General features: G+C 64.8%; 13 protein-coding genes. 11 read left to right on the forward strand and 2 right to left on the reverse strand.

The window, feature by feature from the left end:
* Positions 1 to 6: 6 nt before the first annotated feature.
* Positions 7 to 1494 carry a hypothetical protein gene (locus tag ACOGXA_RS12565; protein WP_419924213.1) on the reverse strand — a complete coding sequence of 496 codons (1488 nt, stop codon included), beginning with the start codon at positions 1492 to 1494 and terminating at the stop codon, positions 7 to 9.
* Between the two features lie 86 nt (positions 1495 to 1580).
* Here ACOGXA_RS12565 and ACOGXA_RS12570 point away from each other — a divergent pair, with 86 nt between their 5' ends.
* The 8 genes from ACOGXA_RS12570 (at position 1581) to ACOGXA_RS12605 (ending at position 14816) form a co-directional block, all read left to right on the forward strand.
* The gene (locus ACOGXA_RS12570; RefSeq protein ID WP_419924214.1) at positions 1581 to 3980 is read left to right on the forward strand and encodes a glycoside hydrolase family 3 C-terminal domain-containing protein; all 2400 of its coding nucleotides are present in this window, start codon (positions 1581 to 1583) and stop codon (positions 3978 to 3980) included.
* 119 nt (positions 3981 to 4099) lie between these two features.
* The gene (locus ACOGXA_RS12575; RefSeq protein ID WP_419924215.1) at positions 4100 to 5185 is read left to right on the forward strand and encodes a DNA methyltransferase; all 1086 of its coding nucleotides are present in this window, start codon (positions 4100 to 4102) and stop codon (positions 5183 to 5185) included.
* Between the two features lie 16 nt (positions 5186 to 5201).
* The gene (locus tag ACOGXA_RS12580; RefSeq protein ID WP_419924216.1) at positions 5202 to 6002 is read left to right on the forward strand and encodes a hypothetical protein; all 801 of its coding nucleotides are present in this window, start codon (positions 5202 to 5204) and stop codon (positions 6000 to 6002) included.
* Positions 6003 to 6215: 213 nt separating this feature from the next.
* On the forward strand, positions 6216 to 7574 hold the full coding sequence (locus ACOGXA_RS12585; RefSeq protein ID WP_419924091.1) for an IS1380 family transposase: 1359 nt from the start codon (positions 6216 to 6218) through the stop codon (positions 7572 to 7574).
* A gap of 211 nt (positions 7575 to 7785) precedes the next feature.
* Positions 7786 to 8865 (forward strand): DUF2855 family protein, encoded by a 1080-nt coding sequence (locus ACOGXA_RS12590; protein ID WP_419924217.1) that lies wholly within the window; start codon positions 7786 to 7788, stop codon positions 8863 to 8865.
* Between the two features lie 102 nt (positions 8866 to 8967).
* Positions 8968 to 11691 carry a phosphoenolpyruvate carboxylase gene (gene ppc, locus ACOGXA_RS12595; RefSeq protein WP_419924218.1) on the forward strand — a complete coding sequence of 908 codons (2724 nt, stop codon included), beginning with the start codon at positions 8968 to 8970 and terminating at the stop codon, positions 11689 to 11691.
* A 99-nt stretch (positions 11692 to 11790) separates the two neighbouring features.
* Positions 11791 to 13425, forward strand: coding sequence for an FAD-dependent oxidoreductase (locus ACOGXA_RS12600; RefSeq protein WP_419924219.1), 1635 nt, complete (start codon positions 11791 to 11793; stop codon positions 13423 to 13425).
* Entirely contained in the window at positions 13425 to 14816 is a 1392-nt protein-coding gene (locus tag ACOGXA_RS12605) for an FAD-binding oxidoreductase (RefSeq protein ID WP_419924220.1), read from the forward strand. Before ACOGXA_RS12600 ends, ACOGXA_RS12605 begins: the two co-directional genes overlap by 1 nt.
* A gap of 11 nt (positions 14817 to 14827) precedes the next feature.
* Here the strand turns inward: ACOGXA_RS12605 and ACOGXA_RS12610 are convergent, their stop codons facing one another.
* Positions 14828 to 15607, reverse strand: a complete 780-nt coding sequence (locus tag ACOGXA_RS12610) for a polyphenol oxidase family protein (RefSeq protein ID WP_419924221.1) — start codon at positions 15605 to 15607, stop codon at positions 14828 to 14830.
* A gap of 71 nt (positions 15608 to 15678) precedes the next feature.
* Between ACOGXA_RS12610 and ACOGXA_RS12615 the strand changes: the two genes are divergently transcribed.
* Genes ACOGXA_RS12615 through ACOGXA_RS12625 form a run of 3 tightly spaced genes read left to right on the forward strand, consistent with a single transcriptional unit; the run spans position 15679 to position 17275 of the window.
* The gene (locus ACOGXA_RS12615; protein WP_419924222.1) at positions 15679 to 15894 is read left to right on the forward strand and encodes a ribbon-helix-helix domain-containing protein; all 216 of its coding nucleotides are present in this window, start codon (positions 15679 to 15681) and stop codon (positions 15892 to 15894) included.
* Positions 15895 to 15899: 5 nt separating this feature from the next.
* Positions 15900 to 16247 carry a type II toxin-antitoxin system PemK/MazF family toxin gene (locus tag ACOGXA_RS12620; protein ID WP_419924223.1) on the forward strand — a complete coding sequence of 116 codons (348 nt, stop codon included), beginning with the start codon at positions 15900 to 15902 and terminating at the stop codon, positions 16245 to 16247.
* 26 nt (positions 16248 to 16273) lie between these two features.
* On the forward strand, positions 16274 to 17275 hold the full coding sequence (locus ACOGXA_RS12625; RefSeq protein WP_419924224.1) for a queuosine salvage family protein: 1002 nt from the start codon (positions 16274 to 16276) through the stop codon (positions 17273 to 17275).
* Positions 17276 to 17290 lie beyond the last annotated feature (15 nt).

Genomic DNA, 17290 nt, shown 5'->3' on the forward strand with positions numbered 1-17290 from the left:
ATGGGGTTACGGGGTCAGGTCCACGGCAGCGCCTAGGGCGACGAGCTCGCCGTCCTCATCGGCATCGCCGTCGAACTGCACCAGCCGCAGGGTGTCGTTGCCGTTGAACTTGCCGGGTCCAAACGACAAGAACGGGATCTCCGGCAATGATGCCTGGGTAAGCGATTCCAGACCGGCCTGGAAGGAATCGTTGGTGAGCTCCGCCCCGGCCGCAGTGGCGATCTGCACGAACAGCGACAGATCGCGACACGCCAGCACGGTGTAGCTCCAGTAGTTGGGGTCTTCCTCGCTGTTCTCCACCCCCGGACCGGGCCGCTCGAAGCGGGCGTCGGGCAGCGCGGCGGAGACAATGTCGATGCACTCCTGGGTCTCGGCATCCACCGGGTCGGTAGCCAGATCCAGCCGCACCGTGGAGGAAATGGTGCCGTCCAGCGCCATTGGATCGATCCCCTGGGAGATCGCAGTGGTGAAATTGCCCGAGTCCACTGCGGCCATCTGGATTCCCAGGTCTCCGTAGGTGACGAGGCCGGTGGCCGCGGGCCCAAAGATCACCATGCGGTCGATGCCGGCGTCAGTCACCTGCTCCTGCATGATCTCGGTCTGAGTCTCTAAAGCGTCGTCGTCGAGCACGAGATCGTCGATGTTCATGGTGATGGCGATCTCCACCCCGGCGTCGGCAAAAGCTGCTTCCACCACGTCCCCCAGCAATTCGGCAGTTGCTGTTTCGGCGTAATGGACGCCCACCGCGTTGGTGCCGTCGAACCACCCCCTGCGGCCCAACTCCGCGATGAAGACCTCATCCCTGGCCGTCCCCTCGACTCTGAAACTGGCCAGAGGTGCCCGGGCCCGTTCCAACAGCTCTCCTTTGGCGTTCACCTGGGAACCCACATGGATGGTCTCGTGCTGCTCGGATACGCAGAAATTGGCGTCGCCCCGCAGCCCGCCCAGCACGGCGAACACCTCGTCGTCCTCGGTGAGCTTGATGCAGGCGGCCAGCATCTCGTTGGGAAGGGCCGGGCTGAAGCCGGCGATGTGGGCCTCGAGCATGCGTCCGTGGATTCCGCCGTCGGTATTGACCGCGCCGATTAGGGCATCCCATACCGGCTGGGGGTCGCCGAAGAACCCGAATCCGAACATGGAGACGTCCCAGAAACCGATTCCGATTCGGATGGTGTCCTCGGTCACGCCCCGGAAGCTGGCGGTAAGCACCACCGGCGTGGGCTCTGGGGTTGGCTCAGGCGCCGGTTCAGAGGTCTCGTCTTCCGACGCCGGCTCTTCGGGGGCTTCCGTGTCCGACCCCGGCTCGCCTTCTTCTGGTGCTGGTTCCGCGGGAGCTTCTTCGGCTGGCTCTGCTGGATCTTCTGCGGGCTCGGCCGGTGCGGCCGTGGGGGCCTCATCAACGGCAGGTTCGTCCCCGCCTCCCCCCGTTGTGCAGGCGGTGGCGACCACCGCCACCGCAAGCAGTAGGGCCAGCAACATCCGTGGGTATCTCATCGCACTCCCCCTGATCCCGTCGCTGTTGCACCCCAAATATACCAGTGGTAGAAAAATTGTCCAGAGGATGCTTGGGAGAGGGTTTCATGGTTGACGTCGAAGCACTGGTTGGCGACCTGACTCTGGAGGAGAAGTGCCGGATGGTGGCGGGCGAGGGTCCGTGGATCATCCCCGGGTGCGAGCGACTCGGCATCCCCGACTGGTGTGTCAGCGACGGTCCGGTCGGGGTCCGGGGTCGGAACATGGGCCCCGGGCTGGTGGTGCCCGGTCCGTCGGCCATCGCCGCCACCTGGAACCCCGCCCTCGTCCATGAGCTGGGCCAGGCTTTGGCCACCGAGGCTGCCGACCGCAAGGTGGACATGATCCTCGCCCCCACGGTCAACCTCCACCGCTCGCCCCGGGGCGGTCGCCATTTCGAGAGTTACAGCGAGGATCCCGAGTTGAGCTCTCGCATCGCGGTGTCGTACATCACCGGGGTTCAGTCCCAGGGGGTGGGTGCCTGTGTCAAGCATTTTGTGGCCAACGACCAGGAGTTCGAACGCCGCACCATCAACGTCGACGTTGACGAGCGCAGCCTGCGGGAGATCTATCTCCCGCCATTCGAGGCCGCAGTGAAAGAAGCCGGGGTACGCGCTGTCATGGGTGCCTACAACTTCGTCAACAGCCACCACGCCTGCGCCCAGCCCGATCTATTGGTTGGGTTGCTCAAAGGTGAGTGGGGATTCGACAGCTTGGTGGTGTCCGACTGGGGTGCCATCAAAGAGACCGTCGCTCCCGCTCTCTACGGGCTCGATTTGGAAATGCCCGGTCCGGGCCGATGGTGGGGAAGGGGTCTGCTGTTGGAAGCAGTCGAGGCCGGAAAGGTGGACGAGTCGCTCGTCGACGACAAGGTGCGCCGCATCGTCGGCTTCCTCAACTGGGCTGGTCGCATCGATACGCCAACCGACCACGACGAGGCCAGCGTCGACCGCCTAGAGCATCGAGCACTAGCCCGCCGGGCCGCTGCCGAGTCGATGGTGCTGGTCCGCAACGACGGCGGACTCCTCCCGTTGGGCGGCGACCGCACGGTGGCGCTCATCGGTCCAGGGGCGGACGAAACGGCCCTTTTAGGAGGCGGTTCGGCCAGCTTGGTGCCCCATCGCACTACCTCTGTGCTGGAGTCATTGGCAAAGCGGCTTGGTTCGCGGTTAGTGGGCCACGCCCCCGGCATCGACATGCGCCGAAAGGCTGAGGCTGTTCCCGATTCGTGGATCGACGGCGGCGTTCAGTTCGAGCTCTACGACGGCATCGGATTCGAAGGCGAGCCGTTTGAGACCCTCAACCGGCCCCTGCCGTTCAACGCGTGGATTGGCGACAACTGGCCAAAAGACTGCGACGCCATGTCGGTGCGGCTGGAGTTCACCGTGACACCCGAGCACTCCGGTCGGCACCGGCTCTGCGCCCTTGGATTCGCCCACGCTCGCCTGTTTGTCGACGACCAATTGGTGGCCGACAACCACATCGACCGGTTCAGCGCCAGCCTTGGCTTGCATGGCGGTCATGGTTACCTTGATCTCGAGGCTGGCCATCCCTATCGCATCCGCCTCGATCACGTCCCCCCAGAGGGAAGCATGTGGGTCAGCATCGTTGATGTGGGGGTAGAGCTGGCCGATGTCAGCCGCGGGGAAGCCCTTGCCAATGCCGCCACCCTGGCTGCCCAAGCCGACACCGCAGTGGTGGTGGTCGGTTCCAGCTCCGAGTGGGAGTCAGAGGGAGGCGACCGAGACTCTATTGAGCTGCCCAACAATCAGGATGAGCTGGTGGAGCGGGTGCTCGACGCCAACCCCAACACCGTCGTGGTGCTCAACTGCGGTGCCCCGATGACCCTGCCGTGGCTTGATCGGGCAGCGGCCGTGCTGCTGGCCTGGTACCCGGGCCAGGAGGCCGGTGAGGCTATCGCCGATGTGCTTGTGGGCGACGTTGAGCCTGGGGGGCGGATGCCCACCAGTTGGGCATGGCGAGAACAGGACATTCCGTCTTACCTGAACTACCCCGGCGAAGCCGGCGTGGTGCACTACGGCGAGGGGATCTTTGTGGGCTACCGCTGGTATGACGCCCGCGGCATCGAGCCGATGATCCCATTCGGCCACGGAGGCTCCTACACCACGTTTGAATGGGGCCCGCCCGAGGCGAGCGGCGAGGGCACGGAGGTCACCGTTTCGGTCCCGGTCACCAATACCGGCCACCGGCCGGGCAGCGAGGTGGTGCAGGTCTACGTGGCCCCACCCGCCGGCGGCGTACCACGTCCCCCCAAAGAGCTAGCCGGATTCGCCAAGCTCACCCTCGACCCCGGCGAGACCGCCACTGCGGCGATCACCCTCAAAGAGCGCTCATTCGCCCGCTGGGACCCCCAAGACCACCGCTGGGCGGTCGACCCCGGTCAGTACCAACTTGTGGTGGCCGCATCAGCCGCCGACATCCGCTCGGTACAAAACATCGAGGTCTAACCGAACTGCCCAACGGTGCAAGGCAATGGGTGAATCTGTCACCGGGTCGAAGTAGGGTCGTCGCAGGTCGCGGCTCCGTATCAAGCTGCCCAAGCATCCACCACCGTGCGAGGTGCGGCATGGGATCATTCCCAAGGGAGGCCAATCGCAGGCTCCCATTTGGTGTCTGCGAAGGAGGATTTGTGTCTGTTGTCAGTGACGACGGTCGAGTTTGGTCGGTGTACAGAGGGGACGCGCTCGACGCCTATCCCGTCTGGCCATCCCCTTCGGCCATCATCTCTGATGGCGCTTATGGGGTTGGCGGATTCCCCGGCGACCCGCGGACGCCAGAAGACCTGGCCGAATGGTACGCCCCCCATGTAGAGGCTTGGTCCAAGCACTCACTTCCATCGTCGACGCTGTGGTTTTGGAATACCGAGATTGGCTGGGCCACAGTTCATCCAGTCTTGGCCGAATTCGGCTGGGATTATGTTCAAGCGATCGTGTGGGACAAGGGCGTTGGGCACATCGCAGGCAACGTCAACGGGGACACCATCCGCCGCTTTCCGGTGGTATCCGAGGTTTGTGTTTTCTATCGACGTCGCTTGGAATTCCCAACTCCGGACGGCGTGATGACGGCTCGAAGGTGGTTGCGGTATGAGTGGCAGCGAGCGGGGTTGCCCCTGTATCGAGCAAATGAGGCGTGTGGGGTGGCAAACGCCGCTACACGCAAATATCTCACGCAAGACTGGCTCTGGTATTTCCCGCCGCCCGAAATGATGGAACGCCTGGTGTGCTACGCCAATAAGCATGGTTCTCCCGCTGGTGCTCCCTACTACTCCCTAGACGGTATCTCCCCGGTCACGGCAGGGGAGTGGGCTGGAATGCGAGATCGGTGGAATCACACCCATGGCCTCACCAACGTGTGGTCGGCACCGCCGCTGAATGGTCGAGAGCGCTACAAGGGCAATGGAGTTCGCTCGGCGCCGCGCGTGTACAAGCCGGGCCGCAACGCTGCTGTCCACCTCAATCAGAAGCCACTGGAGTTCATGCGCCGAATCATCAAGGCTGCTACTGAGCCGGGAGACGTTGTTTGGGAACCCTTTGGTGGACTGTGCAGCGCGGTAGTAGCTGCGGTCGAGGCTGGGCGACGTGGCTACGCAGCAGAGACGGTAGACCACTTCGCCGACTTGGCTATTGAGCGCATCGGATCTGCTGCATCCTGACTACCCTCCAAGCTCCATGAGCAGCCAGTCGATGCAAAACGGGGCAATGCCTGTCCCAGAGCCCCCGCTTCTTGACCCGGATGATCCTCGAACGAAGCTGCGTGACCGCGTTCAGGACGCTTTGCTGGCGCTGCCCGGGTATTTCGATTCGACCACTAACATAGAGGGGTTGGCTGCCACTGACCTATTTTCCCTGAACACTTTGCTCGGTGCAACCATCGAGGTGCAGGTGGTGCAAACACTCAATCGAATGCGGGATGTCTGGGATCCAAACGATGAATGGGCTCTGTACCGCTTTTGTCGTCAAGCGCAAACATTTCCTGATGTGCTGTTCCGAAGCAGGAACAGCTCTGGCGAATACGAAACTGCCCTAGGGGTAGAGTTGAAGGGCTGGTACATGCTAGCCAAAGAGCGCGAACCCAGCTTTCGGTACCGCGTGACCCCGAGTGCTTGCTCAGACTGGGACCTTCTGGTGGTAGTGCCCTGGCATCTTTCAAACGTGCTTTCCGGTGTCCCGCGAGTTTCTACCCCGGCCTGCTGGTCGGCCAAGTACATTTCTGACTACCGAAATCACTGGTGGCGTCACATCCGCGAAACCGAACAAGATCCATCCATTGAATCACCCGCCCATGCTTCTCCATACATGGGCCGAGACCACACTTCAGACAAGCCTGCAAGAGATGGCGGGGGGAACTTCGGCCGAATCGCCCGTACCGGCATCATGGATGACTGGGTCCAAGAGATTCTGGACGAGCCGCTGGCCGGTATCCCAGTTGATGCTTGGATCAACTTTCTGAAGCAACACGAGGCCAAGTAGAAACCCCCGGTGTGATCTACCTTGGTCATCGTCATTTGACGGCAGCAGTCGGCTGGTCGCCTCATTCGCCGGTGACCGTTATGGTTGACTAGCCCTGATTGTTCATGGGGGGTGTGGTGTTGGGGGGTGCGCGTCCGCGGAAAAGCCCCTCTGGTGTGGGACGATGTGTGTTGATGTTCACGTATCGGTTCCACAGAGAGGGGCATCTCCGAGATGCAGGCTAGCAGCACTTGCGATGTGAGGGTGGCGGGCGGCGGCGGTCAGGTGGCGGCGCATTCGGGTTTGTTCGCTTTGGGCCGTTTCGCCGATGGTTTGGGGCTGGGGGAGGCGTTGTCGGCGGCGGTGCCGCCGGGCGGCGAGCGGGCGCCTGTTCATGATCGGGGCAAGGTGCTGGCGCATTTGTTGTTGGTGTTGGCCGGGGGCGGGGAGGCGTGTGCCGATATCGAGCATTTGCGGGCGCAGCCGGTGCTGTTCGGCGAGGTGGCGTCTGACTCGACCCTGTACCGCACGCTGCGCGGTTTGGGCCCCGATGTGGTGGAGGGCCTGTGGGAGGCTGTGGCCGGTGTGCGGGCCGGGGTGTGGGAGCGCCGCGGCGGCGCGTCGGGTTCTGCTCCGGTGGTTTTGGACATCGACTCGACATTGGTGGAGGTCCACTCCGAGAACAAGCAGGGCGCGGCGGCGCATTTCAAGGGCGGGTTCGGGTTCCACCCGATGCTGTGCGCCACAGACGAGGGGGAGCCGTTGTCGATAAAGCTGCGGGCCGGCAACGCCGCGGCCAACCACATCTTTGACCACATAGAGGTCCTCGACGCCGCCATCGCGCAGCTGCCCGCCGCCGTAGCGATGGGCCACCGCGAAGGCGACGACGCGCCGCCGGGCCGGGAGGTGCAGCTGCGGGTCGACGCCGCGGGCTGCTCTGCGCAAATCGCCGAGGCATGCCGGGCCCGCAACGTCGGGTTCTTCATGACCGCGCGCTCAAACCAGCAGGTCACAGCGGCCATAGACCGCAGCCGCTTTCGCGCCGAGAAGTGGCAGCCGGCGCTCGGCGCCGACGGCGAGCCCTCCAAGCGCGCCCAAATCGCCGACCTCACCGAAAGCGCCGGCCTCGCCGGCTGGCCCGAGCGCACCCGCTTCATCGCCCGCCGAGAGCCGCTTCACCCCGGCGCGCAGCGCACCCTGTTCGACTCCGGCAACTGGCGCTACCGCGGGTTCTACACCGACGCAACAGGCGACCCCGCCGAATTGGACGCCCACATGAGAGCCCATGCCCGCATCGAGAACACCATCGCCGACCTCAAAGACTCCGGACTCAAACGCATGCCCTTCACCGACTACGAAGCCAACGCCGCCTGGGCCGCCCTCGTCGCGCTCAGCCTCGCGCTGGTCAAATGGTTCCAACAACTCCGCCTCACCGGGGCCTTAGCCCACGCCGCCCCCAAACGCCTCAGATGGCAGCTATGGCACGCACCCGCCCGCCTCGTGCGCTCCTCCCGCAAATGGACCCTGCGCCTGCTCGACTGGTGGCCCGCCACCCCACAACTCCTCCACGCCTGCCAGCCCCACGCCCCATAAACCCGCCCCGCCCGGCCCACTCACCAACCCGTCCCAAAACCCCGACCCGACACGCCCCACCACGCCCCAAAACCCCCGACCACACCCCAAAACACCCGCCCCGAACACCCGACCACCCCCAACACCGAACCCCAACACCCGAACCACACGAAAACACCCAAACCCCACCCGCCCAAAGCAAATCAGGAATTCTCATGAACAATCAGGGCTAGTGGATTTTGAGGTCAACCGCCAGGATTTTCGCGACACCCGGACAGTTGACTCGTTGCCCGTCAAGCTCGCTCCGGGGCAGATCCGGTTGGCCGTGGAGCGGTTCGCGTTGACCGCCAACAACGTCACCTATGCGGTGGCCGGCGACATGCTCGACTACTGGGGCTTCTTCCCCACCGAGGCGCCCTGGGGTCGGATCCCGGCTATGGGGCTGGGCTCGGTGGTCGAGTCCGCCCATCCCGATATCAGCACCGGCGGCCGCTTCTTCGGCTTCTATCCCATGTGCAGCGAGGTGGTCATCGAGGCGGACCCCAGGGGAACTGCGTTCACCGATGTCGGGGCCCATCGGGCCAAACACGCCGAGGTTTACACCAATTTCAGCGACATCGCCGCCGACATCATGTTCCGCGATGACCGAATCGACGAGTTCCTCCTGCTCCGCGGGCTGTTCATGACGTCGTTTCTGGCCGACGACTACCTGGGCGACCGCGGTTTCCACGACGCATCTCAAACCCTGATCACCAGCGCTTCATCGAAGACCTCGATCTGCCTGGCCGCCTGCCTTGCTCGTCGCGGGCACCGCAGTGTGGGCCTCACGTCGCCCCGCAACCGGGCCTTCGTCGAGGGACTCGGCCTGTACGACGAGGTACTCGTCTATGACGAAATCGACCAACTCGACCCCACGGTGGCAACGGGGCTGGTCGACATGGCCGGCAGCGACACCGTGCGGTCGGGGGTACACACCCGCTTCGGCGACGGTCTTCGCTTTTCCATGACCATCGGCGCCACCCACTGGGAGGACACCGCACCGGGTGGGACCGAGCTGCCTGGTCCGCAGCCCACGTTCTTCTTCGCTCCCGACCAGATCGCCAAGCGCTCCGAGGAGTGGGGAGCAGCCGAATTGATGAGACGCATTGCCGCGGTATGGCACGAGCTCCTAGACGGCACCGATCGCTGGCTCACCGTCGTCCACCGTTTCGGACCCCAGGAGATCACGGCGGTGTATCACGACTTGCTCGAGGGTCGGTCTGATCCTTCGGGGGGCTTTGTGGCTTCCATGTCGGGAGAAGCGCTGCGGTGACCGGCGCCCCCGCCGAGGTTGGGTTCTTCGATCCCGATGCCTTGGTGTTCCCCACCAGAGGCTCCTGACCCTGTTGCCGCATAGAATGAAGAATTCAGGGCCATGGCAACGGCTGACCATCTCGACGAAATCCATTCTGCACTTCGAAACGACATCCGACGGCTGGGCGTCCAGCTCGGAGATGCTCTTGTGCGGCAACATGGCCCTGAGTTGCTCGAACGCGTCGAACAGGTTCGAGCCATGGCCCGGGGATTGCGGCGCGACGAGGAGTCGGGTGCGGCTTTGGCCGAACTCCTCGACGACGTCGATGTGGTAGAGGCCATCCATCTGGTGCGGGCGTTCACGGTGTATTTCCACTTGGCCAACACGGCCGAGCAGGTCCACCGGGTTGAAGACTTGAAGGCCACCGGGCTGGCAGGAAGCCACCGCTTTGCCGAAACGGTGGAAAAGCTCTTGGAGCTGGGCATAGACCGGGAAGAGATCGTGGCCGCTACCAGAAGCGCCGACCTCCGTCCGGTGTTCACTGCCCATCCCACCGAGGCCTCCCGCCGCTCGATCCTCGACAAGCTCAATGAAATCGCGGTTCTCATTGAGCGCCGGGGCGAGATTGGGGGCAACTCGGCCAACCAGCGACGAATCGACCGCCGGGTTGACGAGCTCATCGACGCTATCTGGCAAACCGACGAGCTTCGCCGCGAGCGGCCCGATCCCGTGGACGAGGCCCGTTCCATCCTCTACTTCCTCACCGAGATCGCCGCCAACGGGGTGCCGGAGCTCTTTGACGATGTGGACGCAGTGCTGAGAGCCATCGGCGGCTCGCTGGACGGACCTCAGGTGCCGGTGCGGTTTGGGTCGTGGGTGGGAGGCGATCGCGACGGCAATCCCAACGTCACCCCGGAGACCACGCTCGAAGTGCTGGCCTTTCAGCGCGGTCGGGCGCTGCGCTTGCTGGTGGAAGAGATTGAGCAGGTTTCGTCGGAGCTGTCGGTGAGCACCGCGGTCACCAGCATCTCCGAGGAGTTGCAGGCTCAGATCGACGCCGACCGCGACGGATTCCCCGACGTTGTTTCCCGGTTCGGCAAATTGAGTGCCGGCGAACCCTACCGGCAGCGTTGCTCGGTCATACATCAGCGCCTGCTGGAGACTTTGAGTGCCGTCCCCGGACCAAGGGCCTATGGGTCGCCTATCGAGATGGAGTCCGACTTGGCCGTCATGGCCCGGTCGCTCGAGGCCAACGGGGGATCGCTCTTGGCCCGGGGCCGACTGGCCCGCGTCCGGAGAATCCTGGCCATGATCGGATTCCATCTCGCCATCCTCGACATCCGCGAGAACGCCGCCACCCACCATGAGACCCTGGACGGGCTGTTCGCCGAGTTGGGAACCGACTACCGCTCACTGTCGCGCCCCGACCGCACTGCGCTGTTAGCCGCAGAACTGGAAAGCCGCCGCCCCCTGGCCCCGCCCGCGGGGTCGAATGCCCAGGGCGCCCTGGCTCTATTCGCGGCCCTGCGCCTAGCCCTCGACCGCCACGGAGACGGCGTCATCAACAGCTACATCGTCTCGATGACCCAGGGCGTCGATGACGTGCTCGCCCCCGCGGTGCTGGCACGCGAAGTCGGCTTGGTGGACATCCCCGGGGGTATCGCCCGACTCGGTTTCGTTCCCCTCTCTGAGACCATCGACGACCTCAGAAACATCGGTGCCCTGCTCGAAGAGCTCTTTGCGGTACCCGCTTACCGGCGGTTGGTTCATCTCAGAGGCGATGTACAAGAGGTGATGGTCGGATACTCCGACTCCAACAAAGACGGCGGCATCACCACCTCCCAATGGGAGATTCACAAGGCGTTGCGCAATATCGCCGAAGTCTCTGCGGAGGCCGGGATCAGGGTAGTGGTATTCCACGGTCGAGGCGGGACGGTCGGACGAGGCGGCGGGCCCACCAACGCGGCCATTTTGTCGCAGCCGGCCGGGATGGTGGCCGGGGCGCTCAAGATCACCGAGCAGGGAGAGGTGATTGCCGACAAGTACGGTCTCCCCCGCTTGGCTCAGCGCAACCTCGACCTGGCTCTATCAGCCGTAGTGGAGGCAACTATCTCCCACCGGCACCCCCGCCATGGCCATGGAGGCATCGAAGCGTGGAACGAGGTGATGGAGCTTATGTCGGCCCGGGCCTATTACGCCTACCGCGGTCTGCTCGACACCCCCGGTTTCGCGGAGTACTTCCAGACCTCCACCCCGGTAGAAGAACTGGCCGCCATGAACATCGGCTCACGCCCGGCCCGCCGCCCGCGGTCGGCCGCGGGCATCGACGACCTCCGAGCCATTCCCTGGGTATTCGGTTGGACCCAATCACGTCAGATCATCCCCGGCTGGTTCGGAGTGGGCACCGCGCTCGAGGCGGCCCACCAGGCCGGCTGTGCGGCGCAGCTCCAAGCCATGTACCGGGACTGGCAGTTCTTTCGCACGTTCATCTCGAACGTCGAGATGACATTGGCCAAAACCGATCTGGCCATCGCCCAGCACTACGTCGATCGCCTCGTGGCCCCAGAGCTTCGCCATTTCTTCGACACCATCTCCGACGAGCACGACGGCACCGTGGCCCAGATTGCCAGGCTGACCGGCGGCGAACTCCTCGGCGACCTTCCGGTGCTCAAGCGGACATTGGCCGTGCGCGACGCCTATCTCGACCCCATCAACGTCTTGCAGGTGGAGCTTTTGGCCCGATCAAGGTCGGCGTCCAGCTCGCAGGAGGATGGCCATCGCATCCAGCGGGCTCTCCTGCTCACCGTAAACGGGGTTGCCGCCGGCCTGCGCAATACCGGCTGAGCCCTTGAGCGCCCGCAACCCAGGTACATTGTCGCCGTGCCCCATATCGGCCGCCCCAAGCCCAAAGCCGAAACCCTAAAATCAACTGAAGTGTAGGCAGTGCCTGAACCCAACAACGCGACATCGCTTTCACCAGGTTCGCGATCTGCCCTGCTAGCCGACCTGGGGAGCGAGCGGTTCGATCTGGTGGTGGTCGGAGGGGGGATTACCGGCGCGGGCGTGGCCCGCGACGCGGCTTGGCGCGGGCTGCGGGTTGCGCTGGTTGAGGGGAACGACTTCGCTGCCGGCACCTCGTCTCGCTCCTCGAAGCTGATCCACGGCGGGCTGCGCTACCTGGCCATGGGCGAGATCGGCCTGGTGCGGGAAACCGCGCTCGAGCGCAAAGCCGTCCATCAGATGGCACCGCATCTGGCCGAGCCGTGCTGGATGGTGGTACCCGCCCGCAGCCGAGCCAGTTTGATGAAGTTCCGAGCCGGCATCGCCACCTACGAGATGCTCGGGGCCGTCGAGGACGCCGACCGCCACCTGAGCTGGGACCGAGACGACCTCGCCGGCCATGAGCCCTGCCTTCGGCGGGACGAGTTCCCATGGGCGTGCGCCTATCGGGAGTACATGACCGACGACGCCCGGCTGGTGCTGGCCGTGCTGCGCGACGCGGTGGCCTCCGGGGCGCAGGCGGCGAGCCGGCTTCCGGCGGTGGATGTGATCTGGGAGGGCAGGCGGATCGACGGGGTGGTCGCGGCGTGCGAGGTTACCGGCAACCGGGTGGATGTCCGCGCCGATGCGGTGGTCAACGCAACCGGACCGTGGGTAGAGCGCCTGGCCAGCCTCGAGGAGGACATCTCCATCGACCGCCTCCATCCCTCCAAGGGCGTCCACCTTGTGGTCGACGCCGCCCGACTGCCGGCGCGGAATCTCGTGGTTTTGGAAGCACCCGACAAACGCACCATATTCGTGCTCCCCCGGGGCGAGACCGTGGCCATCGGCACCACCGACACCAGCTACCGGGGCGATCGACTGCTGTGGCCCGAAATCGAGCAGAGCGATTTCGACTACCTGTTAGGACCGCTCGGGCGATACTTCGACGTCGATCCCCTGTCGTCCAGCGACGTGATCGCGGCTTGGTCGGGGGTGCGCCCCTTGGTCGCCCAGGCGGGCAAAGAGGCCAAGGAGATCTCCCGCAAAGAAGAAGTGTGGGTGGGTACGGGCGGGATGATCACCGTTGCCGGGGGCAAACTCACCGGCTTTCGCGCCATGGCGAAGACGGTGCTCGACTACGTGGCCCAACAGCTCGGCCGGTCGCTGGGGCCGAGCCCTGAACCCCATCCGATGCCCGGCGGCAACCTCTCGTCGAGCCTGGACGACCTCGCGGCTTCAGTAGCCGCGGCCACCGGGGTCGCTCGTGCCGTAGCCGACCGTCTGGTGCGGCTCTACGGGGATGAGACCAGCGGAGTGCTGGCCCTGGGGCACGAGCCGATTGTGCCCGGAGGGCGGGTTGTGGCCGGCGAAATAGACTGGGCTGTGGAGGTGGACGCAGCGCTGACCCTCGAGGACCTGATCTATCGCCGAACTCGGGCCGCTTGGTACACGCCCGCCGAGCGCGAGGCCCTTCTGGCCCCGGCAGCCTCGATGATGGCCGAGCTGATGGGGTGGGACGAGGCCCGCACCGACGCCGAGGTCGAATCGGTTCGGGCCCGCTACGCCAGCGAACTCCAATTCATGGGGAAAGCCTGATGGCGCTTCTCGACGAGCTAGCCAACTTGTTGGGCGACGACCTCCTCCTCGACGAAGGCGCCCGCCGGCGCCGGGCCCGCGACACCTGGCCCCGGTCCGAGTTAGACCAATGGCAGGGCCGACTGCGGCTGCCGGCTGCGGTGGCAGCGCCCTCTACAACCGAGCGAGTGGCCGAAACCGTGCGTTTGTGCCGGGCCCACGGCGTGCCGATGATCCCCCGGGGTGCCGGGTCGGGCTGCGTGGGCGGCGTTTTGGCCACCCCCGAGTCGGTGGTCATCAGCACCGAGCGATTGAACGGGCTGCGGTCGCTAGACCCGGTGGACGGATTGGCCGCATTCGGAGCGGGCACGATGGGGATCGACGCTGAGAACCGGGTGCAACAAGACGGCTTCACCATCGGCCACTGGCCCCAATCGATAGAGATTTCCTCGGTGGGCGGGTGGGCGGCCACGCGGGCCTCGGGCCAATACTCCACCGCCTACGGCAACATCGAGGACATCGTGTATGCGGTGGAAGCTGTGTTGCCCGACGGTTCGATCTACCGATCGCGCCCCACCCCCCGGGCCTCGGCCGGACCAGATCTGCGCCAACTGCTGTTGGGCAGCGAGGGCACGCTGGGGATCATTACCGAAGTGACTTTTTCGCTGCGCCCGCTCCCCGAGCCGGGGGTGCGCCAGGCGTTCCACTTCGGGGACATGAGCGCAGGGATCGACGCGGTGCGAAGCGTGATCATGCCCGGCTGGCGGCCCCCGGTGGTACGTCTCTATGACGCCGGTGAATCACGCCGCCACTTCCGCGACCAGGTGCCCAAAGGCCGCTGCGTGGCCATCTTCTTGCACGAGGGTCCGCCCGGGCACGCGGAGCTGGAAGCGGCCGCGGTGGCCGAGCGGTGCCGATCCGGCGGAGGCGAACCAGCCGACCCCGATGCGGTGGACCACTGGTTCGAGCATCGCAACACCGTGCCCACCTGGACCGAGCTGTTCGAGCAGGGTCTGGTGGCCGACACCATCGAGGTGGCCACCGGCTGGCGCCACCTCGCCGGGCTCTATGAAGCGGTGATCGAGATGGTAAGCGCGGCGCCGACGGTGATCGCGGCCACCGCCCACACCTCGCACGCCTACCGCTCCGGTGCCAACCTTTACTTCACTTTCGCCGCCCAGCCGCCCGACCCCGGTGACTATCTGGCTGTCTACGACGCCTGCTGGACCGCGGCCATGCAGGCGGCCATCGACTGCGGCGCCGGCATCGCCCACCACCACGGCATCGGCCGCGTCCGCCGCCCCTGGCTGGCCGACGAACTGGGCAACGCCGGCGTCGGTGTTCTACGAGCCGTCAAGGCTGCCCTCGATCCCCAAAACCTCATGAATCCCGGGGTCCTTATCCCCGACTGACGATCAGCCGTTCAGGGCGCTCTCAGCATGGCCACGCCCATACAGCGTCCTGCTCTGCCGGACTGTCCCCGGTGCGAGAAGAAGCGCCTGGCGTCCAGGGTGTCCATCCGGGCGTCTTCGATGTGTTTGAGCCACACACCGGCATCGAGCACCTGCTGTTTGACCATGAACGGGATGTCCAAGTGCGGCTTGTCCCCCGCGTCGTAGAGCACCGCGGGTTGCTGATGGAACTCGCCCTCAGCCTGTATGGCCTCAGTCATGGAGACCTCAAGGGAGAGAGGTTGCAGACATGGCCCGATACCGACCCGGATGTCCCGCGGTCTGGTGCCGAACTCCCGAGCCATCGTCTCCACCGCTTTTTGGGCGATGCGGCCGATGGCCCCGCGCCATCCGACGTGTACGATTCCGATGGCGGGTTGAATCGGGTCGTAGAGCACCACCGGTGCGCAATCGGCAACCAACACGGCGATCGGGATCATCGGCGAGCTGGTAACCAGCGCATCGCAGGCAGCCACTCCAGATTCAGCCGAGTCGGCCCCTTGACCCCTGGCGTCTGGTCCGATGACCTTCACCCGGACCCCGTGCACTTGGCGGGGTACAACCAGATCTCTAAAGTCGAAACCGAGTCTGTCGCCCACGATCTTGCGGTTGGCCACAACGTGTCCGGGGTCGTCCCCCACTTCAAAACTCAGATTGAGACTGGCGGCCTGGCCGCGGCTCACCCCGCCGCCCCGACCCGTGACCGCAGCCAAAACCTGCTCGCCATCGAAGCTAAACCCGATTGAATCCATGCCCGTTCCTCAAGACGAAATTGTCAATCTCGTATCCCAAGTGTCCTTCCTACCTGAGTAGGGTAACTGGTGTGAAAGTTAGCGTCAGCCTTCCCGCCGAAGACATCGCATTCCTCGACGACTATGCCCGCATACACCGGATCGCCTCCCGATCAGCCACCCTTCACCGGGCGATCCGGCTCCTTCGGGCATCAGAGCTGGCGCAAGACTATGCGGACGCATTCGCACAGTGGGACAACGACGAGAGCCACCTCTGGGACTCCGCCGTTTCCGACGGACTCACATAGCTCTGATGCGACGAGGAGAGATCCGCATCGTCAACCTCAGCCCCACGCTGGGCGCTGAGGCCGCCCGAACCCGGCCCGCGGTGTTGGTCAGCAACGATGGCGCCAACACCACCGCCGCCCGACTGGGGCACGGAGTGGTAACCGTCGTACCCATTACCTCCAACACCGATAGGGTCCACCCCTTCCAGGTGCTGCTAGTGGCCGACGACACCGGCCTCGAGCGCGACTCCAAAGCCCAAGCGGAACAGGTCAGGTCGATCTCCGTTGAACGAGTCGGCCGTCTGATCGGCCGGGTCCCATTCGACCTAATGGCCCACCTCGACAACGCCCTCCGACTCCATCTCGCCCTCTGACGTACTCCCACCGACCGGAGCAGATCATGCACGAATCCCCAGTGTGGACCTCGCCGGTGCTGCGGTCGGCACGCGGGGTGGTCGATCGCTCTCGACACGTTAGCACATCGATCGAGGCCATCGAGCAGGTGGCCTCATGGATGGCCTTTGAGGAGTTCGCCTTTCCGTCTGACCCGGTAGACGGCGCCTTCAACCGCAGGACTGACCCGGCAGAGATAGTCGATGTGTCCTTCTTCTATGCGGTCATGAACTTCGCCTTCACCGACTTCGACTCCGGGGTGAAGTTCGCCGCCGACTATCGGGGCCGCACCTGGTCGGACAGCGAGGGCATGTTCGCCTGCGTCAACCGGGCACTGGATGAGGGCGTGCCGCTGACCGACGGCGCCTACCTGGCCGAGATCACTCGTGCCGAACTGGACCGCGTTTTCAGCGGAAACATCGAGATCCCCATGCTCGGTGAGCGCGTGCAGATACTCAATGCGGCGGGTCGAACCCTGGCTGAACGCTACGACGGCAGCGCACATCGGTTCGTTGCCGACTGTGCGCCTGCCATGTACGCCGACAACAACGGCCTGCTGGAGCGGCTGGTGGTGGAGTTCCCCCGGTTCAACGATGTCAGCACCCACTACGGCCATGAGGTGCAGTTGCACAAGTTGGCCCAGCTGTGGCTGTGGCAACTGCACATGGCACTGGCCGACGGGGGCGCCTTCTCGGTGGCCGACCTGGATCGGATGACGGCGTTCGCCGACTACATCGTCCCCGTTGCCCTGCGGCTCATGGGCATCGTGGCGTACACCTCGGACTTGGAGAATGCCATCAACCGGGGAGACCACATCGCGGCCGACAGCGCCGAGGAAGTGGAGATCAGGGCCCACACCCTGTACGCCACCGCCCTGCTCACCGACGCCATCAACCGCATCCGCCCGCCGTCGCTGGCCCTCGTGGTTCCCCAGGTGGACTTCCGACTTTGGAAGGCGTACCACGCCACCTTCTGGCCCCACCACCTAACCTGCACCATCATGTACTGACCTCCCTGAGCCAGC

The sequence above is a fragment of the Candidatus Poriferisocius sp. genome (genome assembly GCF_965208475.1).
GTDB lineage: Bacteria > Actinomycetota > Acidimicrobiia > Acidimicrobiales > Bin134 > Poriferisocius.

What these genes read in the sequence shown, in the direction of transcription:
- ACOGXA_RS12605 (WP_419924220.1), top strand. Translation starts at nt 13,425, where the DNA reads ATGGCGCTTCTCGACGAGCTAGCCAACTTGTTGGGCGACGACCTCCTC.
- ACOGXA_RS12585 (WP_419924091.1), top strand. Translation starts at nt 6,216, where the DNA reads ATGCAGGCTAGCAGCACTTGCGATGTGAGGGTGGCGGGCGGCGGCGGT.
- ACOGXA_RS12610 (WP_419924221.1), bottom strand. Translation starts at nt 15,607, where the DNA reads ATGGATTCAATCGGGTTTAGCTTCGATGGCGAGCAGGTTTTGGCTGCG.
- ACOGXA_RS12565 (WP_419924213.1), bottom strand. Translation starts at nt 1,494, where the DNA reads ATGAGATACCCACGGATGTTGCTGGCCCTACTGCTTGCGGTGGCGGTG.
- ppc (WP_419924218.1), top strand. Translation starts at nt 8,968, where the DNA reads ATGGCAACGGCTGACCATCTCGACGAAATCCATTCTGCACTTCGAAAC.
- ACOGXA_RS12580 (WP_419924216.1), top strand. Translation starts at nt 5,202, where the DNA reads ATGAGCAGCCAGTCGATGCAAAACGGGGCAATGCCTGTCCCAGAGCCC.
- ACOGXA_RS12625 (WP_419924224.1), top strand. Translation starts at nt 16,274, where the DNA reads ATGCACGAATCCCCAGTGTGGACCTCGCCGGTGCTGCGGTCGGCACGC.
- ACOGXA_RS12575 (WP_419924215.1), top strand. Translation starts at nt 4,100, where the DNA reads ATGGGATCATTCCCAAGGGAGGCCAATCGCAGGCTCCCATTTGGTGTC.
- ACOGXA_RS12620 (WP_419924223.1), top strand. Translation starts at nt 15,900, where the DNA reads ATGCGACGAGGAGAGATCCGCATCGTCAACCTCAGCCCCACGCTGGGC.
- ACOGXA_RS12570 (WP_419924214.1), top strand. Translation starts at nt 1,581, where the DNA reads ATGGTTGACGTCGAAGCACTGGTTGGCGACCTGACTCTGGAGGAGAAG.